Consider the following 22,001-nt stretch of genomic DNA (forward strand, 5'->3'; position numbering starts at 1 on the left):
GGGCGCGCGAGAAAGGCGCTGGTCAGCCCGGCTTTCGTTGCGCGGGGTCGTAGAAGAACTGCTCCTCTGCGATGCGGTCGCCCTCCCAGCGCTGCCAGGCGATCTCTTCCATGCGCATCCTGCCGCCGCCCTTGAACGTGAACTCGAAGATCCAGTGGATCGCCACGTGGTCGCCGTTCACCAGCACCGGCCGCACGCAGGTGGAGGCCACCGACTCGGTGCGCTCCAGCACGGCGCTTTCCTGCGCCACCAGCGTGCTGCGCCCGCGCCGGGGCTCGGCCTGGTTCTCTCGCATGGTGGCATCTTCGGTGTAGTAGTCCTCGATGGCCTTGGCATGCGCGCCGCCTTCGACGGCGGCGATGAATGATTCGAGTCGTTCGGGCGTGGGCATTCTCAGGACTTTACTTTGACTTCGACGCGGCGGGCCTCGGCAGGCGGGCCGTCGGCCTGCGACTGCTCCGGCTTCGCCAGCTCGATCTTGTCCTCGGGCGCGCCAGCGGCCTTGAGCGCATCGCTCACCGCCATCGCGCGCTGCTTGGCCAGCTCGGCGTTCTTGGCCGGGTCGCCGCTGGCGTCGTGGTAGCCGCTCACGAGCACGGTGCTGCCGCTCTGCACGGCCTTGATGACGTCGGCCAGGGCCTCCTTGGCGTTCGGCGCCACTTCGGAGCTGGCGCTCGCGAAGTAGAACTTCACCACGCCGTTCTCCACCTTCACGGCGGCGGCTTCGGCGGCCGATACGGCGCCCGATGCGACCACCGCTGCAGGCGTCGACGGTGCCATGGCTGCCGGTGCCGTGGCGGCGGGCGGAGTCTCCACCTTCGCCGGAGCTGCCGCAGCCGCATCGCCCGCATGGAACTTCACCACCAGCGGCACGATGAGCAGCGCCACGATGTTGATGATCTTGATCAGCGGGTTCACGGCCGGGCCGGCGGTGTCCTTGTAGGGGTCGCCCACGGTGTCGCCGGTGACGGCGGCCTTGTGCGTCTCGCTGCCCTTGCCGCCGAAGTGGCCGTCCTCGATGTACTTCTTGGCGTTGTCCCAGGCGCCGCCGCCCGTGCACATGCTGATGGCGACGAACAGGCCGGTCACGATGGTGCCCATCAGCAGCCCGCCCAGCGCCTTCGGCCCGAGCACCAGGCCGACGATGATCGGCACCAGCACCGGCAGCAGCGACGGGATCATCATTTCCTTGATGGCCGCGCCGGTCAGCATGCCCACGGCCTTGCCGTACTCGGGCTTGCCGGTGCCTTCCATGATGCCGGGGATGTCGCGGAACTGGCGGCGAACTTCCTCGACCACCGCGCCGGCCGCACGGCCCACGGCCTCCATGGCCATCGCGCCGAACAGGTACGGAATCAGGCCGCCGATGAAGAGGCCGACGATCACCATCGGATCGCTCAGGTTGAAGCTGATCGCCTGGCCGAAGCTTTCCAGCTTGTGCGTGTAGTCGGCGAAGAGCACCAGCGAGGCCAGGCCCGCCGAACCGATGGCGTAGCCCTTGGTCACCGCCTTGGTGGTGTTGCCCACCGCGTCGAGCGGGTCGGTCACGGCGCGCACGCTGTCGGGCAGCTCGCTCATCTCGGCGATGCCGCCGGCGTTGTCGGTGATGGGGCCGTAGGCGTCCAGCGCCACCACGATGCCGGCCATGCTCAGCATCGACGTGGCGGCCACCGCGATGCCGTAGAGGCCCGCCAGCGAGTAGGCGGCCAGGATCGCGATGCAGACGAAGATCACCGGCCAGGCCGTGGAGCGCATCGACACGCCCAGGCCCGCGATGATGTTGGTGCCGTGGCCGGTGGTCGAGGCCTGCGCGATGTGCTGCACGGGCTTGTACTGTGTGCCGGTGTAGAACTCGGTGATCCACACCAGTGCGGCCGTCAGCGCGAGGCCCACGAAGCAGGCTCCGAACAGCTTCAGCTGGCTGCCGCTGGCGGCAATGGCGTTGTCGGGAATCAGCCAGCTGGTGACGAACCAGAAGGCGATCAGCGACAGGATGCCCGACACCGCCAGCCCCTTGTAGAGCGCCGGCATCACGTTGACCATGCCCGGCGAGGCCTTCACGAAGAAGCAGCCGATGATCGACGCGATGATCGACACCCCGCCCAGCGCGAGCGGGTACAGCACCGCGTTGGTGGGCGCCGCCGCGACCATCAGCGCGCCCAGCACCATGGTGGCGATGAGCGTCACGGCGTAGGTCTCGAACAGGTCGGCCGCCATGCCGGCGCAGTCGCCGACGTTGTCGCCCACGTTGTCGGCGATCACGGCCGGGTTGCGCGGATCGTCCTCGGGAATGCCGGCTTCCACCTTGCCCACCAGGTCGGCGCCGACGTCGGCACCCTTGGTGAAGATGCCGCCGCCCAGCCGCGCGAAGATCGAGATCAGCGAGGAGCCGAACGCGAAGCCGATCAGCGGATTGAGCACCGCCGACAGGCTGTGCCCCGCGGCCGGCGTGCCGCTGCCGATCAGCACCCAGTAGAAGGCCGACACGCCCAGCAGGCCCAGCCCCACCACCAGCATGCCGGTGATGGCGCCTCCGCGGAAGGCGACGTCGAGCGCCGGGCCGATGCCGTGCGTGGCCGCCTGCGCGGTGCGCACGTTGGCGCGCACCGACACGTTCATGCCGATGAAGCCGCAGGCACCGGAGAGCACTGCGCCCACGATGAAGCCGACGGCGGTGGTGAGGTCGAGGAAGACGGCGATCAGGATCGCGAGCACGATGCCGACGATGGCGATGGTGCTGTACTGCTTGGCGAGATAGGCGGAGGCGCCGGCCTGAATGGCCGCCGCGATCTCCTGCATGCGGGCGTTGCCCGCGTCCTTCGAGAGAATCCAACTTCGGGCCCAGAAACCGTAGGCCACGGCGACGAGACCGCAGACGATGGCCAGTATCAGGGGGGTGTTGCCGATCATGCTTTGCTTCTCCATTCGTTCGTTGTGACTAGTGGAGACGGACAGCACGGGCCCTCAGCGTGCAACGCGTACGGGACCGTGATTTCCGCCGCGTTGCTTCCTCGAAGCTCGCTGCACCGGGGGGGCGGAGCCGATTGGCCAACGGTTGCAATTTACAGGCAAAAACAGATGCGTGTGCGACCGGCCGGTGACACGGAAAGTAAACTCAGGGTTTGTCCCCGTCTCTCTCATACTTTTCAACTACTCGAAAAACGTCATGTCCTTCGACAAAGTTTCCCCCGGCAAGAACCTGCCCGATGCCTTCAACGTCGTGATCGAAATCCCGATGAACGCCGATCCGATCAAGTACGAAGTGGACAAGGAATCGGGCGCCATCTTCGTCGACCGCTTCATGACGACGGCCATGTACTACCCCGCCAACTACGGCTACGTGCCGCAGACCCTGTCGGGCGACGGCGACCCGGTCGACGTGCTGGTGATCGCCCCGTACCCGCTGCTGCCGGGCGTGGTGGTGCCGTGCCGTCCCCTGGGCATCCTGATGATGGAAGACGAAGCCGGCGTAGACGGCAAGGTGCTGGCCGTGCCCACCGACAAGGTGCTGCCCATCTACAGCCACTGGAAGTCGGTGGACGACGTGAACCCGATGCGCCTGAAGGCCATCAGCCACTTCTTCGAGCACTACAAGGACCTGGAAGCGGGCAAGTGGGTCAAGGTGCTGGGCTGGGAAGGCATCGACTCGGCCAGGAAGGAAATCCTGGACGGCGTGGCCAACTACAAGAAGTAAGAAACTGAAAGTGAAAGCGGCAAGCTCGCCTATTCGTTCAGGAAGGGCGAGCGCCGCGGGTCGCGCACGAAGCTGCCGGCCAGCGCAGGTGCGCAGCCCGGTCCGTCCGATACGGTGACGCGGTCGGCGTCGAACCGCAGCGTGCGGGTGCAGCCGCCGGCCTCGCGCACCACGAGGCGCCGCTGCCCGTCGAGCACGTTCTTTCCCTGCAGCAGCATGTTCCCGCGCGAATCGGGGCAGATGTACAGATCGATGCTCAGCGTGCCGCCGACCTCCGGCGTCACGTCGAGGAAGCGGCCGTCCTTGGGGCATCGGCCCTCCACGTAGCGGCCCATCCACTGCAGAAGAGGGTGGCCGAGGTAGCTGATGCGCCGCTCGTAGTCCTGCTTCAGGCAATCGGCGTTGCCCTTGCATTCGCGGTTGCGAACGACGATCCAGTCGCGCTGGTCGCGTTTCAATAGGGTGGGCCACTGGCCCGCATCGGGCATCTCGACCTGCCGCTTGTAGAGCGCGGCCATCGCCTCGTCCTGGCGCGAGAGGCCGGGGTCTGCGCAGATCGCCTTCTCGGTGGCGTTGCCGGCCTTGGCGCAGTCGAAGCTGGCGGCCGTTGCCAGCGGTGCGGCGGCAATGAAGCAGAGTGCCGTAATTGCTCGGCGTGTGTATGTCGGCATGCGGGGATCTCCTCGAAGCCGATGCTAGGAGAGGCCCGGCACGCCGTCGATGTGCCAAACGGACAAGGGCGCTATGCCCTTGGACAGAGAGAAGCCTCAGCCCCGGACGGCGTCGCCCGCCAGCCGCATCCATACGCGGTTGACCGAGCGTGCGTGCGAGTTCCAGTGGCGCGCGGCCTGCTGGAGCTCGTCCCACTGGCGCTGCGCGCCGGCGGTGTCGCCTTGCTGCGCGAGCCACGCGATGTAGCGGGCGCGGGCCTCGATGGTGTTGTAGCGGCCGAGCGCGTCCTCGAAGGCCTGGCGGGCTTCCGCCTGCTGGCCGTCGGCGGCGAGGGCGCGTGCGGTGAGCACCGCCACTTCGTCCTTGCGGTAGTCGTCGCGCGTGGAGCGCAGCGTATGCAGGGCCTGCAAGGCGTCGCGCCCGGCGGTGGCGCCGCCTGCGGCGAGCAGGGCGCTGGCCAGGCCGAACTGCAGTTCCGGGTCGGAGGCCAGCGGGCCCTTCAGCGCATCGCGGTAGTGTCCGACGGCGTCGGAGGCCTGGCCCCTGTCGAGCGCGGCCTTGGCGAGGCGCAGCTTGTTCTGGGCGGTGGGGGCGAGGTCGTAGGCCTCGGCGGCCGCGCGGTACTCGCGCTCGGGGTCGATGAAGCCGATGGCCGCGTTCGCCACCTTGCCCGCGGTGCGCTGCATGCGCGAGGCAGGGAGGTACTCGACCACGAAGTACACGATGCTGCCCAGCAGCGGAAAGCTGAAGAGGATGAGCAGCCAGTACATCTGCTTGCCGTGGCGCATGGCATGCACGGCGAAGAACAGTGCGATGAGGACGTGCAGGCCCAGTCCCAGGAATGGCATCGATTTCTCTCTGAGTTGTTGTGGATGGCGGGCGCTTTTATAGCAGCGCGCCATGGCACTCAGGCTGACTTGAAGGGGCTGCGCTCGCCCAGGTGGTCCATGTAGTTCTCGATGCCCGCCCCCTCGCGTTCGAGAAAGCGCTCCACCGCGTCTGCGAAGGACGGATGCGCCAGCCAGTGGGCGCTGGTGGTTTTCACCGGCATCAGGGCGCGTGCCATCTTGTGCTCGCCCTGGGCGCCGCCCTCGAAGCGTTGCGCGCCGTGCTCGATGCACCAGGCCAGCGGCTGGTAGTAGCAGGCCTCGAAGTGCAGGCAGTCGACGCGCTCCAGCGCACCCCAGTAGCGGCCGTAGGCGACCAGCGGCCTGTCGGTATCCGTCGAGAGCGCGATCAGGCTGCTCGCCATCGGCTTGCCGTTGCGCTCGGCGATGAAGAGCAGCCACGCCTCGGGCATCGTGTCCGCCATGCGCCGGAAGAAGTCGCGCGTGAGGTAGGGCGGGTTGCCATGCTCGCGGTAGGTACGTTCGTAGCAGCGGTAGAAGAAGTCCCAGTCGGCCTTGCGGATGTCAGCGCCGCGCGACCAGCGGAAGCTCACGCCGGCATCGGCCACCTTGCGGCGCTCCTGGCGGATCTTCTTGCGCTTGTCGTGGGAGAGGCTCGCGAGGAAGGCGTCGAAGTCGGCGTAGTGCGCGTTCGTCCAGTGGAACTGCACCGTGTTGCGCAGCATCAGGCCCGCTTCGGTGCAGGCGGCGATGTCCGCATCGGCGCCGAACAGCAGGTGCAGCGACGACAGCTCGAGTTGCTTGCACAGCGCAATGAGCCCTTGCACCAGCAATGTGCGGCTTTCAGCATCGCGCGCCAGCAGCCGTGCCCCAGGCACGGGCGTGAACGGCACCGCCACCACCGCCTTCGGGTAGTAGGCGAGCCCGTGCTGCTCGTAGGCATTGGCCCAGGCCCAGTCGAAGACGTATTCGCCGTAGGAGTGGTCCTTGACGTAGAGCGGGCACGCGGCCTGCAGCTGCTCGCCCTGCCACAGCGTGACGAACTGCGGCAGCCAGCCGCTGTCCGGCGTCGCGCTTCGGCTGTCGTTCAGGGCCGTGAGGTATTCGTGGCGCATGAAAGGCGAAGGCTCGGCCTCGGCGGCAAGCAGCGCGTTCCACGCTTGCGGGCTCACCTCCGACGGAGACGGCAGAACCCGAATGACATAATCGTCCAAGCCTTTTTCTTCCTTCTGTATGACGCTCAAGCTCGCCATCGCGCAACTCAATTTTGTGGTGGGCGACCTCGCCGGCAACGCGAAAAAGATCGTCGATGCCGCACGCGATGCCCATGCCCAGGGTGCGCGCCTCCTGCTGACGCCCGAACTCTCGATTGCCGGCTACGCGGCGGAGGACCTGTTCCTGCGCCCCGCCTTCACCGAAGCCTGTGATGATGCCGTGAAAGGCATCGCCGCCGCTTTGGCCGACCTCAAAGACATGGTCGTGGTGGTGGGGCATCCGACCGGCGGCAGCCTGCGCAGCCGCTCGGTGGCCGTGCAGATGCGCCACAACGCCGCCAGCGTCATCAAGGAAGGCCGCATCCTCGAAACCTACGCCAAGCGCGAGCTGCCCAACTACCAGGTGTTCGATGAGCGCCGCTACTTCACGCCGGGGCAGGGCACCTGCGTGTTCGAGGTGGAGGGTGTCTCGGTCGGACTGCTGATCTGCGAGGACGCCTGGTTCGACCAGCCGGCCGAGCTGGCGCGCGAAAGTGGTGCGGAGGTGGTGGCGGTGATCAACGCCTCGCCGTACCACGTGGGCAAGGAGGGCGAGCGCGTCGCGCGCATGGCCGACCGGGCGCGCGCGGTCGGGCTGCCGCTGGTCTATGCGCATCTTGTTGGCGGGCAGGACGAGGTGGTGTTTGACGGTGCCTCCTTCGCGCTGCAGGCCGACGGCTCCACGGCGATGCAGGCCGAGAGCTTCCGGGAGAAGCTGGTTTTCGCGCAGTTGGAGCGCAAGCCGCAGGGCGGCGTGGGCTTCGTGGCCGACCCTGCTGCCGTGGCGCCGCCACGCGATGCCGAAGCCCAGCTCTGGGACGCCCTGGTGCTCGGCGTGCGCGACTACATCGGCAAGAACGGCTTTCCGGGCGCCATCCTGGGGCTTTCGGGCGGCATCGATTCCGCCCTGGTGCTCGCGATCGCGGTCGATGCGCTGGGCAAGGACAAGGTCCGCGCGGTGATGATGCCTTCGCCTTACACCGCCGACATCAGCTGGATCGACGCGCGCGACATGGCTGGCCGGCTGGGCGTGCGCTACGACGAGATTTCGATCAGGCACACCTTCGAGTCATTCAAGGGCGCGCTGGCGGAGGAATTCAAGGGCCTGCCCGAGGACACGGCCGAGGAGAACATCCAGGCCCGCATCCGCGGCACGCTTCTGATGGGGCTGTCGAACAAGTTCGGCTCCATCGTGCTCACCACCGGCAACAAGAGCGAGATGGCCACCGGCTACTGCACGCTGTACGGCGACATGGCGGGCGGCTTCGCGGTCATCAAGGACCTGCTCAAGACCACGGTGTTCGCGCTGGCGCGCTGGCGCAACGCCCACGACCCGTACGGCACGGGCAGCGAGCCGATCCCCGAGCGGATCATCACGCGTCCTCCCAGCGCCGAGCTGCGGCCCGACCAGACCGACCAGGACAGCCTCCCGCCCTACGACATCCTCGACGGAATCCTGGCACGCTACATGCAGGACGACGAGGGCATCGACGAGATCATTTCGGCCGGCTATGAGCGCGCGGTGGTCGAGCGGGTCGCGCGGCTGATCAAGATCAACGAATACAAGCGGCGCCAGGCGCCGGTAGGCATCCGGGTCACCCATCGAAGCTTCGGCAAGGATTGGCGTTACCCTATCACCAGCAAATTCAACGAAACCGCCGGAGCGCAAAAACCATGAAGCAGATCACCGCCATCGTCAAACCCTTCAAGCTCGAGGACGTGCGCGAGGCCTTGGCCGAAGTGGGCGTCACCGGCCTGACCGTGACCGAAGTCAAGGGTTTCGGCCGCCAGAAGGGGCATACCGAGCTCTACCGAGGCGCCGAATACGTGGTCGATTTCCTGCCCAAGATGAAGGTCGAAGTGGTCGTCAACGAGGCCGACGTGGAGCGCTGCATCGAGGCCATCGTCAGTTCCGCGCGCACCGGCAAGATCGGCGACGGGAAGATCTTCGTGACGGGCGTGGAGCGCATCGTGCGCATCCGTACCGGCGAAGAGAACGAGAACGCTGTCTGATTGGTTCGCCCCCAAGCTGCGTGCACTTCGTGTCGCTGCGCCAACCCCCTCCCGGGGGCAACACCTGAGGCCCGGCGGAGCCGGTTCCTCGGTGTTTCTGGAATGGCTTTTCCGGGGTTACCTGAGGGTCAGAGGTTTTCCGAGAGGCGGTCTTCGCGCGGGTGCAGCGGCACCTCGGCGCGCAGTGCGGTGAGCAGTTCGGGCGCGTCGGTGCCTGTGCGGATCAGGTCCATCTGCCAGTCGCCCATGAAGCCCTCGCGCACGCTGTGCGCCAGGAAGGCGAGCAGGCCGTCGTAGTAGCCGGCGGTGTTGAGGATGCCGGTGGGCTTGTCGTGGTAGCCGAGCTGGCGCCAGGTCCAGATCTCGAACAGCTCCTCGAAGGTGCCGATGCCGCCCGCCAAGGCGATGAAAGCGTCGGCGCGCTCGCCCATCATGGCCTTGCGCTCGTGCATGGTGTCGACCACATGCAACTCGTCGCACAGGGGGTTGGCCAGTTCCTTGTCGACCAGCGCCTTGGGGATGATGCCGACGACGCGGCCGCCGGACTGGCGAGTGGCCTCGGCCACGGTGCCCATCAGGCCGGTTCGGCCACCGCCGTAGACAAGTTGACCGCGATGCTGGCCGATCCATTGGCCGACCGCCTGTGCGGCTTGGGTGAATTCGGGACGCTCGCCGGGGCGCGAGCCGCAGTACACACAGATCGAAAATTCAGGAGTCATCCCGCCATCATGCCGCAGGCGGTGGGCCGTCTCATGACATGAAGCGCTGCCACAGTGCCGCGGCCCAGATGCCCCCGCACAGCGTGAGCGACAGCAGCACGGCGGCGCTACCCATGTCCTTGGCGCGCTTGGAGAGGTCGTGCCACTCGGGCCCGATGCGGTCGATGGCGGCTTCCACGGCCGTATTGAGCAGCTCGACGATCATCACGAGGACGGCGCTGCCTGCGAGCAGTGCGACCTCGACCCAGCTGCGCCCGAGCCAGAAGGCGGCCGGGATCATGACGATCGACAGGATGGCTTCCTGGCGGAATGCGGGCTCGCTCCAGCCGGCGCGCAGGCCGTGCAGCGAGATCAGCGTGGCATGCCAGACGCGCTCGAAGCCCTTGCGGGCCTTCTGCGGGTTGACGGCGGGATCGGGAAGCTTCGGCACGGCACTCATCGGCGGCTCATCGGTTTGGAGGTGATGAGCCGTGTACCGGCCCAGGCGTCGTGCCAGAACTGGCGGTCGGGGTGAAAGCGTGCCAGCACGGCCCAGACGGCCACCCAGCCGAAGATCAGCACGGTCGATTCGCCGCCCGACAGCTTGAAGGGCGCGATGGCGGCCAGCGGCGGCAGGAACCAAACCCAGCTCAGCAGATAGCGCGCGAGCGCGCGGCGCTGGCTCACGGGCCGGCCGAGCATGTCGACGATGCGGATGTTCCAGGTTTTCATGGCGAGGGTCTGGCCTTTGGTCCAGAACCAGACGAAGTACACGCCGAATACCACGAAAAGGAAAGCCTGCAGCAGATGGCGCCGCGAATCCATGGCGTCGCGCATCTGGCCGAGGGTGCTGAAGAGCCAGCCCGAGACGAACACCACCGCGAACAGCAGCATGCCCTCGTACAGCCAGCAGGCCATGCGGCGCCAGAGGCCGGGCACTACGGAAACAGGAGCGCTGGCTGCGGGAGGGGTGGAGGAGGCGGGCTGGTCGGAGCCTGAGGCTTCGGAAGAGCTGGAAACCATCGAAGCCTTGCGGTCAGGGGGCAGAGGAGGAAGGCGGCTGCTCTGCTGCCGACGACGGCGCCGGCACCTGGGCTTCGGCGGGAACCGGTGGAGTCGCCGAGCTGGACGACGGGGCAGAGGCTGCCGGCACCACAGAAACCGCTGGCGTCGCCGCCGCGGCGGCGGGTGCACGCTCGGGCGGTGACGACACCAGCACGGTCGTGGCCGGCGCGGCGGCAGGCGCGGGCGGCGGGGCCAGCAGGATGCGCGGCGTGTGCTGCCCGCCTGGGGTGATGGCGGGTACCGGCACGAGCTTCTGGGACGACACCGGCCGCACGGGAATGGCGGCGCCGCGTGGCTTGGGCGGAGCGCGCTCGGCGAGCTTGCGCTTTTCTTCTTCGCTCAAGGCTTGATACTGCTCCCACTTGACCTTGCGCTCGTCAGCCGGAATGCGCTTGACCTCGGCGAAGTTCAGGCGGGCCTGGGCGCGCTGCTGGTTGCTCAGGGCGGCCCATTCGATCATGCGGCTATGCAGGGTGGACTGGTCGTCCGCGGACATGCTCCCGAAGTTGCGCGAAAGCGCCAGCCACTTCCGCTTCTGTCCGATGTTCAACGTGTTCCAGTGGGTACCCAGGGGTTTGAGCGCCTGCTGTTGCTCGGCCGTGAGCTCGCTCCAGAGCGGCTTGGTCGTGGAGACCGCCTTGGGACTGGAGGCCGGCGCAGAGCTCCCAGCCGCTTTCGAGGCCGCCTCGGAGTGAGGCTGGGCGCAGGCAATCGTCAGGCTGAAGGCCGCGACAACAAACGCCCCTGCCCAAACGACTGCGCCCGCCGGAAGCGGGCGCAACGGGCGGGGGCTGTTCGCGCTGGAAGTGGAACGGCGTCGCATTCGATCGATGAAGGTTCAGTCGGAGGCGTTTTCGGCCTTGAGAAATTGGGCAAAACCGGGGTCGGTATAGGCGGCCGGAGGGAGATCGCCCGTCAGCAGCGCGGAATCCACTTCGGCCAGCTCGCTGGCGCGGTCGTCGTCCTGCATCACGCTGATGGTGATCAGGCCTGCGACGAGTGCGATCAGCGGCACCACGGAACCGATACGGGTCCACCAGCTGCCGCCCATGGTCAGCGTATGGCCCGACTGAACCACCACAGGCGCCGTCCTCAATTGCGGGGCCTGCTTGCGCGCCGCAACGGCCTGCGCGCGCGCCACGCGCAGCCGCTCGCTGATGTCGTGCGGCAATTCGCCGTTGCCGGCCGAAAGGCGGGCGGCAAGACGCTTGCCGAACTGGTCTTCGGCGACGGTGTTGGTTGAGGTTGGAACCTTAGTGTTCATAGCGATATTCCCTTGGCCTTGAGCGCCTTGCTCAGAGCGTGGACGGCTCGCGAGCAATGGGTTTTGACGCTGCCCTCGGAGCAGCCCATCGCGGCGGCCGTCTCTGCGACGTCCATTTCCTCCCAGTAACGCATCAGGAAAGCTTCGCGTTGACGGCCCGGCAATGCTGCGATCTGCTCCTCGATTTCCTGGAAGATCTGGGCACGGCGGGTCGTGTCTTCGGCGCTCTCCGACTCCCTAGAGTCGGCCGGCGAGACGAAGTTCTCCAGCAGGTCGAAATCTCCGTCTTCGTCGACCGAATCGAAATCGCTGAGGTTGGAGAACAGGGCGCGCCTGGTTTTCTGGCGGCGGAACCAGTCGAGCGTGCAGTTCGACAGGATGCGCTGGAACAGCATCGGCAGCTCGGCCGCGGGCTTGTCCCCGTAGTGCTGGGCCAGCTTCATCATGCTGTCCTGCACGATATCGAGGGCCGCTTCTTCATCCCGCACGTGATAGACCGAGCGCTTGAAAGCGCGCCGTTCGACGCTTTTCAGGAAGTCGGAGAGTTCTTGTTCAGTGGCCAAGCGAGAGGGGGCGCGCAGGGCGCGCCGCGTGGGAATGGGGTCTAGCGATCGCTACGTTTATCGCCGCGGATTATGCCTTTGTAGCTTTACAAGGCAGCTGAAGCGAATATGAACGCCCGGAAATGTCATAATCCGGGTCGCAAGTCAAAAGGCAAACGGGTCACGGTCCGGCGGAACATCAGTCCGCTCATGGCTTTGGCCTCAAGTCCTGGCGCGACCTCACAAGGGTTGGCAAGGGGCACCCAAGGTATTTCGTTCCCGAAATAAACAAAGGTTGATCATGGAAATCTCCAAGGCGGAAATCGTCTCCGCAGCCGCTGCGTCCGCTGGCGCCGGCAATTCGACTCAGGAACTCATGGGCGCCGAAGTGCTGGTCAAGGCACTGCAGGCCGAAGGCGTCCAATACGTCTGGGGCTACCCAGGCGGCGCGGTTCTCTACATCTACGACGCGTTCTACAAGCAGGACACCATCCAGCACGTGCTGGTGCGCCACGAGCAGGCCGCCGTCCATGCGGCCGACGGCTATGCCCGTGCCACCGGCGAAGTCGGCGTGGCGCTGGTCACTTCTGGTCCCGGCCTGACCAACGCGGTCACCGGCATCGCGACGGCGTACATGGACTCGATCCCGATGGTGATCATCTCGGGCCAGGTGCCGACGGCGGCCATCGGCCTCGACGCATTCCAGGAATGCGATACGGTCGGCATCACCCGTCCCATCGTCAAGCACAACTTCCTCGTCAAGGATCCCAAGGATCTGGCCATGACGATGAAGAAGGCCTTCCACATCGCACGCAGCGGCCGTCCCGGCCCCGTGGTGGTGGACGTGCCCAAGGACGTCTCGTTCAAGAAGATCCCGTACGCTGGCTATCCCGACAAGGTCGAGATGCGCTCGTACAACCCGGTGCGAAAAGGCCACGGCGGTCAGATCCGCAAGGCGCTGCAGCTTCTGCTGGCCGCCAAGCGCCCCTACATCTACACCGGCGGCGGCGTGCTGCTGGGCAATGCCTGCAACGAGCTGCGCACGCTGGTCGACATGCTGGGCTACCCGGTCACCAACACGCTGATGGGCCTGGGCGCCTATCCGGCGAGCGACCGCAAGTTCCTGGGCATGCTGGGCATGCACGGCACGATCGAGGCCAATAACGCGATGCAGAACTGCGACGTGCTGCTGGCGGTGGGCGCGCGCTTCGACGACCGCGTGATCGGCAATCCCAAGCACTTCGCGCAGAACGAACGCAAGATCATCCACGTCGACATCGACCCGTCGAGCATCTCCAAGCGCGTGAAGGTCGACATCCCGATCGTCGGCGACGTGAAGGACGTGCTCACCGAACTGATCTCGATGATCCGCGAGAGCACCGCCAAGCCCGATGCAGGCGCCCTGGCCGACTGGTGGAAGACCATCGAGTCCTGGCGTTCGCGCGACTGCCTGAAGTACGACCGCGGCAACAAGGACGTGATCAAGCCGCAGTACGTGGTCGAGACCCTCTGGAACATGACCAAGGACACCGACACGTACATCACGTCGGACGTCGGCCAGCACCAGATGTGGGCAGCCCAGTACTACCGCTTCGACGAGCCGCGCCGCTGGATCAATTCCGGCGGCCTGGGCACCATGGGCGTGGGCATTCCCTACGCCATGGGCATCAAGCTCGCCAAGCCCGATTCGGAAGTGTTCACCATCACCGGCGAAGGCTCGGTGCAGATGTGCATCCAGGAACTCTCCACCTGCCTGCAGTACAACACGCCGATCAAGATCTGCTCGCTCAACAACCGCTACCTGGGCATGGTTCGCCAGTGGCAGGAGATCGAATACTCCGGCCGCTACAGCCACAGCTACATGGATGCGCTGCCCAACTTCGTGAAGCTCGCCGAGGCCTATGGCCACGTCGGCATGCTGATCGAGCGTCCACAAGACGTGGAGCCGGCGCTTCGCGAGGCGCGCAAGCTCAAGGACCGCACGGTGTTCATGGACTTCCGCACCGACCCGACCGAGAACGTGTTTCCGATGGTGAAGGCCGGCATGGGCATCACCGAGATGCTGCTGGGTTCCGAAGATCTTTGACCGATCGACGGAACGGACATTCGCTCAACTCTTAACTACTGACGAATCTATTGCCCGCCAAGCCCGCGCATTACCGTGCACGGGGGAGGGCGGCGAAAAGAGGAGTCACGCAAACATGAAACACATCATCGCAGTGCTGCTGGAAAACGAGCCGGGTGCTCTTTCCCGCGTGGTGGGCCTGTTCTCGGCCCGCGGCTACAACATCGAATCGCTCACGGTGGCGCCCACGGAGGACTCGAGCCTCTCGCGCATGACCATCGTCACCACCGGCTCGGACGACGTGATCGAGCAGATCACCAAGCACCTGAACCGCCTGATCGAAGTGGTGAAGGTCGTCGACCTCACCGAAGGCGCCTACACCGAGCGCGAGCTCATGATGGTGAAGGTGCGCGCGGTCGGCAAGGAGCGCGAGGAGATGATGCGCATGGCGGAGATCTTCCGCGGCCGCATCATCGACGTGACCGACAAGAGCTACACCATTGAACTCACCGGCGACCACGGCAAGAACGACGCTTTCCTGGAAGCGATCGAGCGTAGCGCTATCCTCGAGACTGTCCGTACCGGTGCCAGCGGCATCGGCCGCGGCGAGCGCATCCTGCGCGTGTAGGAGGGTGAAGGCGCCCTCAGTTCATACGTTCATCCACACATGAGGCAAGAGTGATGCGAGGTCTGCTCGGTTTCGACAGGATGGTGACCCCGGCGATCGTCAGGGTGCTCTATTTCCTCGGCCTGCTGGGCGTGGTCGTGCTGGCGGTGGCCGCGCTGTTCCAGCGGCAGTACCTGCCGGCCTTCACGGTCCTGATCTTCGGCACCATCGGCGTACGCATCTACAGCGAACTGCTCATCGTGCTGTTCCGCATCCACGACAGCCTCGTGTCCATCAACCAGCAGATGAAGGACCGGAATTCGTCCGGCCTTTGAGTGAAGTGCATCCGTACGGATGCTCGAGATTTTTTAGGAGAGATTCAAATGAAGGTTTACTACGACAAGGACGCTGACCTGAGCCTCATCAAGGGCAAGACGGTTGCAATCATCGGCTACGGCTCGCAAGGCCATGCGCACGCACAGAACCTGAACGACAGCGGCGTCAAGGTTGTGGTCGGCCTGCGCAAGGGTGGCGCCTCGTGGCCCAAGGTCGAGAAGGCCGGCCTGAAGGTCGCCGAAGTCGCCGACGCCGTGAAGGCCGCCGACGTCGTGATGATCCTGCTGCCCGACGAGCAGATCGCCAACGTCTACAAGAACGACGTCGCCCCCAACATCAAGGAAGGCGCTTCGCTGGTGTTCGCGCACGGCTTCAACGTGCACTACGGCTTCGTTCAGCCGCGCGCCGACCTCGACGTGTGGATGGTCGCTCCCAAGGCCCCTGGCCACACTGTGCGCAGCACCTACACCCAAGGTGGCGGCGTGCCCCACCTCGTGGCGGTGCACCAGGACAAGACCGGCAAGGCGCGTGACCTCGCGCTGAGCTACGCCACCGCCAACGGCGGCGGCAAGGCCGGCATCATCGAGACCAACTTCCGCGAAGAAACCGAGACCGACCTGTTCGGCGAACAAGCGGTTCTGTGCGGCGGCACGGTCGAGCTGATCAAGGCCGGCTTCGAAACGCTGGTGGAAGCCGGCTACGCCCCTGAAATGGCGTACTTCGAGTGCCTGCACGAGCTGAAGCTGATCGTCGACCTGATCTACGAAGGCGGCATCGCCAACATGAACTACTCGATCTCGAACAACGCCGAGTACGGCGAGTACGTCACCGGCCCGCGCGTCGTGACCGAAGAGACCAAGAAGGTCATGAAGCAGGTGCTGAAGGACATCCAGACCGGCGAGTACGCCAAGAGCTTCGTGCTGGAAAACGCCGCCGGCGCTCCCACGCTGATCAGCCGCCGCCGCCTGAATGCAGAGCACCAGATCGAAGTCGTCGGCGAAAAGCTGCGCGCGATGATGCCCTGGATCAAGAAGAACAAGCTGGTCGACCAGACCCGCAACTGACCTGCGAGCCACAAGGGCGCTTCGGCGCCCATTTCCCGAGGGCCACCCGTTGCGGTGGCCCTTTTGTTTGACGAGGGGCGGCGCGGCCCCTGAACTACACTGCGAACCATGCGATTCAAAGATCAAGATGCTATCGAATGGATAGCTGTCAGCGCAGTGCCCACGAGGGATGGAGGCAAATTCAATGCATGACGACACGCTCCCCGACGATGTGCAGCCGCGCAAGCGCCGCAAGGGCATCTACATCCTGCCGAACCTGTTCACGCTGGCGGCGCTTTTCGGCGGCTTCTATTCGGTCGTGATGGCCATGAACGCGCGCTTCGACCTCGCGGCGCTCGGCGTGTTCGCGGCGATGATCCTCGATAGCCTGGATGGCCGCGTCGCGCGCATGACCAACACGCAGAGCGCGTTCGGCGAGCAGATGGATTCGCTGTCCGACATGGTTTCTTTCGGCGCAGCGCCGGCGCTCATCGCCTACGAGTGGTCGCTCAAGGGACTGGGCCGCTGGGGCTGGATCGCGGCCTTTGTGTACTGCGCCTGCGCGGCGCTGCGGCTCGCGCGCTTCAACGTCAACACCGGCGTGGTCGACAAGCGCTGGTTCCAGGGGCTGCCGTCGCCCGCGGCCGCGGCGCTCGTGGCGGGCTTCATCTGGCTGGTGAACGAGTGGGGCAAGCGGGGGGGCGAGGTGCTGTATCTCTCGTGGACGCAGATCACATGGGTGACTTTCGCGTTCACGCTGTACGCGGGCCTCACGATGGTCACCAACGCGCCGTTCTACAGCTTCAAGGACATCCAGATGAAGAAGAGCGTGCCGTTCGCGGTGATCGTGCTGATCGCGCTGGGCATTGCCGTCATCAACATCCATCCGCCGACAGTGCTGTTCGGCCTGTTCGTCGTCTATGGCCTGAGCGGCTACGTGGTCTATGCATGGCGCAAGGCCAAGGGCCAGCAGGCCAGCGTGATCAGCACGTCGACCGAGGAGCCCGACGAACGGGGCTTGCATAACTGAGCGTGGCTTGTGCTACATTCGTCACCCTCATGAACAAGATTTCGCTGCTGGCCCTACTAGACCTCCCTCACGGGCGGAGACGGTAGCGCACGCGCAAATCCCTCACCACGGCCCGTTCGCACCAGCAACGGGCCGTTTGTTTTTTGGGGTTGCTGGTCGATTACCAACCATCTAAGAGAAATCGACATGCTCAAGCAACCTCAAAGCAAATATCGCGCATTCGCCCCGATCGGCCTCAAGGACCGTACCTGGCCCGATGCCGTGCTGACCAAGGCGCCGATCTGGCTGTCGACCGATCTGCGTGATGGCAACCAGGCCTTGGTCGAGCCCATGGACATCGCGCGCAAGATGCGCATGTTCGAAACCCTCGTGGCCATCGGCTTCAAGGAGATCGAAGTCGGCTTTCCCTCTGCTTCGCAGATCGAGTTCGATTTCGTGCGCAAGCTCATCGAGGAAGACCGCATTCCCGACGACGTGACGATCCAGGTGCTGACGCAGGCGCGCGACCACCTCATCGCTCGCACCTTCGAAGCGCTGCAGGGCGCCCCGCGCGCCATCGTGCACCTCTACAACGCCGTCGCGCCCGTGATGCGCCGCGTGGTGCTCGGCATGGACGAAGACCAGATCGTCGAGCTCGCCAGCAGCCATGCCCGCATGTTCAACGAGTTCGCCGCCAGGCAGCCGAACACGAAGTGGACCTTCCAGTACTCGCCCGAAATGTTCTCGGGCACCGACGTCCACTTTTCCAAGCGCGTGGTCGATGCCGTCACCGAAGTCTGGGCGCCGACGCCCGAGCGCAAGTGCATCGTCAACCTGCCCACCACGGTCGAGCACTCCACGCCGAACATCTTCGCCGACATGATCGAGTGGATGCACCGCAACCTCGCTCGCCGCGACTCCATCGTGCTGTGCGTGCATCCGCACAATGACCGCGGCACCGGTACGGCGGCCGGCGAACTGGCCTTGATGGCCGGCGCCGAGCGCATCGAAGGCTGCCTCTTCGGCAACGGCGAGCGCACGGGCAACCTCGACTTGGTCAACGTCGCGCTCAACCTCTATACCCAGGGCGTCTCGCCGGAGCTCGACTTCTCGAACATCGACGAGATCCGAGCCACGGTCGAGCACTGCAACCAGATCCCGGTGCACCCGCGCCATCCGTACGTGGGCGACCTGGTCTACACCTCGTTCTCGGGCTCGCACCAGGATGCGATCAAGAAGGCCTTCGCGGCACGCAAGGACGGCGACATCTGGGAGATTCCGTACCTCCCCATCGACCCGAAGGACGTGGGCCGCAGCTACGAGGCCGTGATCCGCGTGAACAGCCAGTCGGGCAAGGGCGGCATGGCCTACCTGCTCGAGAGCGAATACGGCATCGAGATGCCGCGCCGCCTGCAGATGGAATTCATGCAGTCGGTGCAGCGCGTGATGGACGTGGCCGGCAAGGAGCTCACCGCCGCCGACCTCTGGCAGCTGTTCGTGCGCGAATATGGCATCGAGACCGCGCAATCGCTGCGGCACCGCCTGATCGAGGAGAAGAGCGAGGGCGCCGACGCCGCCGTGGCAATTCACGCCGACGTGCATTGGGACGGTGAAGTCCGCGCCATCGAAGGCCGCGGCAACGGCCCCATCGACGCCTTCACCCAGGCGCTGAGCCAGGCCACTGGCCATTCCGTGCGCGTGATGGACTACCACCAGCACGCCATCGGCGCGGGTGCCGACGCCAAGTCGGTGGCCTACCTGGAGCTGCGCGTGGACGGCAACCAGACGCTCTTCGGCGTCGGCGTGGACGCGAACGTGGTCACGGCCTCGCTGAAGGCGATCGTCTCGGGCGTGCAACGTGCGCGTGCCCGGGGCGCGCACAGCGCACAATCGGTGGTTGAAGTCGCCTGACGCTGAAGCGCTGGTCCGGTCCGGACGCGCAGGAAGGGCGCGTACGAAGGAGAACCACGATGACCGACCAGCTGATCATTTTCGACACCACCCTGCGCGACGGCGAGCAATCGCCGGGCGCCTCGATGACGCGCGACGAGAAGATGCGCATCGCCAAGCTGCTGGAGCGGCTGAAGGTCGACGTCATCGAGGCCGGCTTCCCGGCCAGCTCGAACGGCGACTTCGAGGCGGTGAAGGCGATCGCCAACGCGATCAAGGATTCGACGGTGTGCGGCCTCTCGCGCGCCAACGACCGCGACATCGGGCGCGCGGCCGAGGCCCTGAAGGGCGCCGCCCGGGGGCGGATCCACACCTTCATCGCAACTTCGCCGCTTCACATGGAAAAGAAGCTGCGCATGTCGCCCGACGAGGTTCATGAGCAGGCCAGGCTGGCCGTGCGCTTCGCGCGCAACCAGATCGGCGACGTGGAGTTCAGCCCGGAAGACGGCTATCGCAGCGACCCCGACTTCCTGTGCCGCGTGCTCGAGACCGTGATCAACGAGGGCGCCACCACCATCAACGTGCCCGACACCGTCGGCTACGCCATCCCCGAGCTCTACGGCAACTTCATCAAGATGCTGCGCGAGCGCATTCCCAACAGCGACAAGGCGATCTGGTCGGTGCACTGCCACAACGACCTGGGCATGGCCGTGGCGAACTCGCTGGCCGGCGTGAAGATCGGCGGCGCGCGCCAGGTGGAGTGCACCATCAACGGCCTGGGCGAGCGCGCGGGCAACTGCTCGCTCGAAGAGGTCGTGATGGCTGTGAAGACCCGCAAGGACTACTTCGGTCTCGATCTGCGCATCGACACGCAGCACATCGTGGCCGCGAGCCGCATGGTCAGCCAGACCACCGGTTTCGTGGTGCAGCCCAACAAGGCGGTGGTGGGGGCCAATGCCTTCGCGCACGCTTCGGGCATCCACCAGGACGGTGTGCTCAAGGCGCGCGACACCTACGAAATCATGCGCGCCGAGGACGTGGGCTGGACGGCCAACAAGATCGTCCTGGGCAAGCTCAGCGGTCGCAACGCCTTCAAGCAGCGCCTGCAGGAGCTGGGCGTGGCCATGGACAGCGAGGGCGAGATCAACGCCGCCTTCCTGCGCTTCAAGGAGCTGGCAGACCGGAAGTCGGAGATTTTCGACGAGGACATTCTTGCGCTCGTCAGCGCCGAAGAGGTGTCGAACGTTGGTGAGCAGTTTGCTTTCGTCTCTCTCTCCCAGCACAGCGAAACCGGCGAGCGCCCCCAGGCGAAAATCGTGTTCACCGTCCAGGGCAAGGAAGTCACCGGCGAATCCGACGGAAATGGCCCGGTTGATGCTTCCCTGAAAGCCATCGAGTCGCACGTCAAGAGCGGTGCCGAAATGGTTCTTTACTCTGTAAATGCCATCAGCGGCTCGACGGAAAGCCAGGGAGAAGTTACAGTCCGGTTACAAAACGCAGGGCGGGTGGTCAACGGTGTGGGTGCAGATCCGGACATCGTTGTCGCTTCGGCTAAGGCTTATTTGAGTGCGCTCAACAAGTTACAGAGCCAAGCTGAGAGAGTTGCGGCACAAGGTTAGGTTGTCGGGCGATCCTTGATATTCGAATGAAGAAGAGGATGCAAGTAACTGATATTGCGTGTCTTTTTTGATTTCGATACACTGCGGTCCTCGTTTTTGCCGCTGGAGATTTTTTAATGCCTGAAGCCCGCCTACGCCGAGTTTCCAGCCAGCGGTTCCTGCCCGCTTTCAAAGCCATCGCCGTCGCGCTATGCGCCACGGCGTTTTTGCTGCCTGGCGCCCAGGCCGCGAAGAAGGAAAAGCCCGCCGCCGCCAAGACCGCCGTCGCCTCCAAGAAGGCGAAGGGGCCGGTGCCGGTCGAAGTCAAGCGCAACGCCGCTTCCTCCAAGACCGCCACTGTCGCCAAGCGCGGCGGCCGTGCCGTAAAGGCCGAACGTGCCGAGAAGGTGGTTCGCGGCGGCCGCAACGTCGTCGCCACCATCCACAAGAAGAACGGCAAGACCGTGGTGGCCGTGCAGCGCCGCTCGGTGGTTCGCGTCGTCGAGGCGCCCGCGCGCCAGTCCTTCGGCCAGATGGCCGGCCTGCATGGAACCGAAGACGCGCTCGACCTGAAGTCGAGCGTCGCCCTGGTCATCGACCAGGACACCCACGAAGTGCTGTTCAGCAAGAACGACCACGCCGTGCTGCCGATCGCCTCGCTCACCAAGCTCATGACCGGCCTGCTCATCAGCGAGGCCCATCTGCCGAACGACGAACTCATCACCATCACCCAGGACGACGTCGACACCGAGAAGCGCAGCAGCTCGCGCCTGACGGTAGGCACCACGCTCTCGCGCGGCGAGCTGCTGCACCTGGCGCTGATGTCGAGCGAAAACCGCGCCGCGCACGCGCTGGGGCGTACCTACCCGGGTGGCCTGACGACCTTCGTGAGCATCATGAACGCCAAGGCCAAGATGCTCGGCATGAAGGACACGCGCTACGTGGAGCCCACGGGCCTCTCAAGCCGCAACCAGTCGAGCGCGCAAGACCTGGCGCTGCTGGTCAATGCCGCCTATGCCGATGCCACGGTGCGTTCGCTGTCCACCTCGCCTGAATACCAGGTCGAAGTCGGCAACCGAGTGCTGCAGTTCAACACCACCAACCGCCTCGTGAAGAGCCCCGACTGGGAAATCGGCGTGCAGAAGACCGGCTACATCTCCGAAGCCGGCCAGTGCCTCGTGATGCAGGCTCGGGTGGCCGGCCGCAAGCTGATCATGGTGTTCCTGGATTCGGCCGGCAAGTTCAGCCGTATCGCCGATGCGGAGCGCGTCCGCCGCTGGGTGGAAGCCACGCACTCGGTGGGCTCACCGGCGGCTTCGTCGCGCAATGCGGCGTACCAGGTGGCGGGCTGATCGATCCGGTAAATCATCCAGTTCCTCAACGAAAAACAGGCCCTTGTGGGCC

The 22,001-nt window shown here is 65.4% G+C and carries 22 protein-coding genes; 11 read left to right on the plus strand and 11 right to left on the minus strand.

All coding sequences use genetic code 11. The annotated features are described in order from the left end of the window. Positions 1-22: 22 nt before the first annotated feature. Entirely contained in the window at positions 23-391 is a 369-nt protein-coding gene (locus ABL844_RS14535) for a nuclear transport factor 2 family protein (RefSeq protein ID WP_418131716.1), read from the minus strand. Between the two features lie 2 nt (positions 392-393). Continuing rightward, positions 394-2,910: a sodium-translocating pyrophosphatase gene (locus tag ABL844_RS14540; RefSeq protein WP_418131718.1), complete on the minus strand. Its 2,517-nt coding sequence runs from the start codon at positions 2,908-2,910 to the stop codon at positions 394-396. Between the two features lie 256 nt (positions 2,911-3,166). Between ABL844_RS14540 and ppa the strand changes: the two genes are divergently transcribed. Beyond that, positions 3,167-3,694, plus strand: a complete 528-nt coding sequence (gene ppa, locus ABL844_RS14545) for an inorganic diphosphatase (RefSeq protein WP_126019134.1) — start codon at positions 3,167-3,169, stop codon at positions 3,692-3,694. A 29-nt stretch (positions 3,695-3,723) separates the two neighbouring features. Here ppa and ABL844_RS14550 read toward each other — a convergent pair whose 3' ends face one another. The 3 genes from ABL844_RS14550 to ABL844_RS14560 all read right to left on the minus strand — a co-directional run bounded on the left by ABL844_RS14550 (position 3,724) and on the right by ABL844_RS14560 (position 6,428). Beyond that, the gene (locus ABL844_RS14550; RefSeq protein WP_418131720.1) at positions 3,724-4,365 is read right to left on the minus strand and encodes a lysozyme inhibitor LprI family protein; all 642 of its coding nucleotides are present in this window, start codon (positions 4,363-4,365) and stop codon (positions 3,724-3,726) included. A 96-nt stretch (positions 4,366-4,461) separates the two neighbouring features. Then, a complete protein-coding gene (locus tag ABL844_RS14555; protein WP_418131722.1) occupies positions 4,462-5,214 on the minus strand; it encodes a hypothetical protein in 753 nt (250 codons plus the stop codon). A gap of 59 nt (positions 5,215-5,273) precedes the next feature. Continuing rightward, positions 5,274-6,428 carry a GNAT family N-acetyltransferase gene (locus ABL844_RS14560; RefSeq protein WP_418131724.1) on the minus strand — a complete coding sequence of 385 codons (1,155 nt, stop codon included), beginning with the start codon at positions 6,426-6,428 and terminating at the stop codon, positions 5,274-5,276. A gap of 19 nt (positions 6,429-6,447) precedes the next feature. Here ABL844_RS14560 and ABL844_RS14565 point away from each other — a divergent pair, with 19 nt between their 5' ends. Both ABL844_RS14565 and ABL844_RS14570 read left to right on the plus strand, forming a co-directional pair. Beyond that, the gene (locus tag ABL844_RS14565) at positions 6,448-8,145 is read left to right on the plus strand and encodes an NAD+ synthase (protein WP_126019142.1); all 1,698 of its coding nucleotides are present in this window, start codon (positions 6,448-6,450) and stop codon (positions 8,143-8,145) included. Further along, a complete protein-coding gene (locus ABL844_RS14570) occupies positions 8,142-8,480 on the plus strand; it encodes a P-II family nitrogen regulator (protein WP_093054409.1) in 339 nt (112 codons plus the stop codon). The genes ABL844_RS14565 and ABL844_RS14570 overlap by 4 nt, the downstream gene beginning before the upstream one ends. A 128-nt stretch (positions 8,481-8,608) precedes the next feature. Here ABL844_RS14570 and ABL844_RS14575 read toward each other — a convergent pair whose 3' ends face one another. Genes ABL844_RS14575 through ABL844_RS14600 form a run of 6 tightly spaced genes read right to left on the minus strand, consistent with a single transcriptional unit; the run spans position 8,609 to position 12,070 of the window. Continuing rightward, positions 8,609-9,199 (minus strand): TIGR00730 family Rossman fold protein, encoded by a 591-nt coding sequence (locus tag ABL844_RS14575; RefSeq protein ID WP_418131727.1) that lies wholly within the window; start codon positions 9,197-9,199, stop codon positions 8,609-8,611. Positions 9,200-9,230: 31 nt separating this feature from the next. Further along, a complete protein-coding gene (locus tag ABL844_RS14580) occupies positions 9,231-9,638 on the minus strand; it encodes a diacylglycerol kinase (protein WP_418131729.1) in 408 nt (135 codons plus the stop codon). Beyond that, the gene (locus ABL844_RS14585; protein WP_418131731.1) at positions 9,635-10,201 is read right to left on the minus strand and encodes an RDD family protein; all 567 of its coding nucleotides are present in this window, start codon (positions 10,199-10,201) and stop codon (positions 9,635-9,637) included. The genes ABL844_RS14580 and ABL844_RS14585 overlap by 4 nt, the downstream gene beginning before the upstream one ends. Positions 10,202-10,214: 13 nt before the next feature. Next, complete coding sequence (locus tag ABL844_RS14590; RefSeq protein ID WP_418131733.1) at positions 10,215-11,066, minus strand: DUF3106 domain-containing protein; 852 nt, start codon at positions 11,064-11,066, stop codon at positions 10,215-10,217. Positions 11,067-11,081: 15 nt separating this feature from the next. After that, the gene (locus tag ABL844_RS14595; RefSeq protein WP_369658326.1) at positions 11,082-11,507 is read right to left on the minus strand and encodes a DUF3619 family protein; all 426 of its coding nucleotides are present in this window, start codon (positions 11,505-11,507) and stop codon (positions 11,082-11,084) included. Continuing rightward, a complete protein-coding gene (locus tag ABL844_RS14600) occupies positions 11,504-12,070 on the minus strand; it encodes an RNA polymerase sigma factor (RefSeq protein ID WP_126019155.1) in 567 nt (188 codons plus the stop codon). Before ABL844_RS14600 ends, ABL844_RS14595 begins: the two co-directional genes overlap by 4 nt. A gap of 280 nt (positions 12,071-12,350) precedes the next feature. On the opposite strand from ABL844_RS14600, the gene ABL844_RS14605 reads away from it, so the two are divergent. The 8 genes from ABL844_RS14605 (at position 12,351) to ABL844_RS14640 (ending at position 21,949) form a co-directional block, all read left to right on the plus strand. Next, entirely contained in the window at positions 12,351-14,135 is a 1,785-nt protein-coding gene (locus ABL844_RS14605) for an acetolactate synthase 3 catalytic subunit (protein ID WP_126019157.1), read from the plus strand. Between the two features lie 115 nt (positions 14,136-14,250). Continuing rightward, positions 14,251-14,742 carry an acetolactate synthase small subunit gene (ilvN, locus tag ABL844_RS14610; protein WP_081266310.1) on the plus strand — a complete coding sequence of 164 codons (492 nt, stop codon included), beginning with the start codon at positions 14,251-14,253 and terminating at the stop codon, positions 14,740-14,742. Positions 14,743-14,795: 53 nt separating this feature from the next. Then, the gene (locus ABL844_RS14615) at positions 14,796-15,056 is read left to right on the plus strand and encodes a DUF4282 domain-containing protein (RefSeq protein ID WP_126019159.1); all 261 of its coding nucleotides are present in this window, start codon (positions 14,796-14,798) and stop codon (positions 15,054-15,056) included. A gap of 48 nt (positions 15,057-15,104) precedes the next feature. Then, the gene (ilvC, locus tag ABL844_RS14620; protein WP_081266312.1) at positions 15,105-16,121 is read left to right on the plus strand and encodes a ketol-acid reductoisomerase; all 1,017 of its coding nucleotides are present in this window, start codon (positions 15,105-15,107) and stop codon (positions 16,119-16,121) included. 184 nt (positions 16,122-16,305) lie between these two features. Further along, positions 16,306-17,130, plus strand: coding sequence for a CDP-diacylglycerol--serine O-phosphatidyltransferase (pssA, locus tag ABL844_RS14625; RefSeq protein ID WP_184638372.1), 825 nt, complete (start codon positions 16,306-16,308; stop codon positions 17,128-17,130). Positions 17,131-17,316: 186 nt separating this feature from the next. Beyond that, positions 17,317-19,020, plus strand: a complete 1,704-nt coding sequence (gene leuA / locus ABL844_RS14630; RefSeq protein ID WP_126019162.1) for a 2-isopropylmalate synthase — start codon at positions 17,317-17,319, stop codon at positions 19,018-19,020. A gap of 59 nt (positions 19,021-19,079) precedes the next feature. Continuing rightward, positions 19,080-20,618 (plus strand): 2-isopropylmalate synthase, encoded by a 1,539-nt coding sequence (locus tag ABL844_RS14635; RefSeq protein ID WP_184638370.1) that lies wholly within the window; start codon positions 19,080-19,082, stop codon positions 20,616-20,618. Positions 20,619-20,734: 116 nt separating this feature from the next. After that, entirely contained in the window at positions 20,735-21,949 is a 1,215-nt protein-coding gene (locus ABL844_RS14640; RefSeq protein WP_418131734.1) for a serine hydrolase, read from the plus strand. The last annotated feature ends 52 nt before the right edge of the window (positions 21,950-22,001 follow it).

Origin of the sequence: Variovorax sp. 278MFTsu5.1 (assembly GCF_048305045.1) — a bacterium.
Taxonomy (GTDB): domain Bacteria; phylum Pseudomonadota; class Gammaproteobacteria; order Burkholderiales; family Burkholderiaceae_C; genus Variovorax; species Variovorax guangxiensis.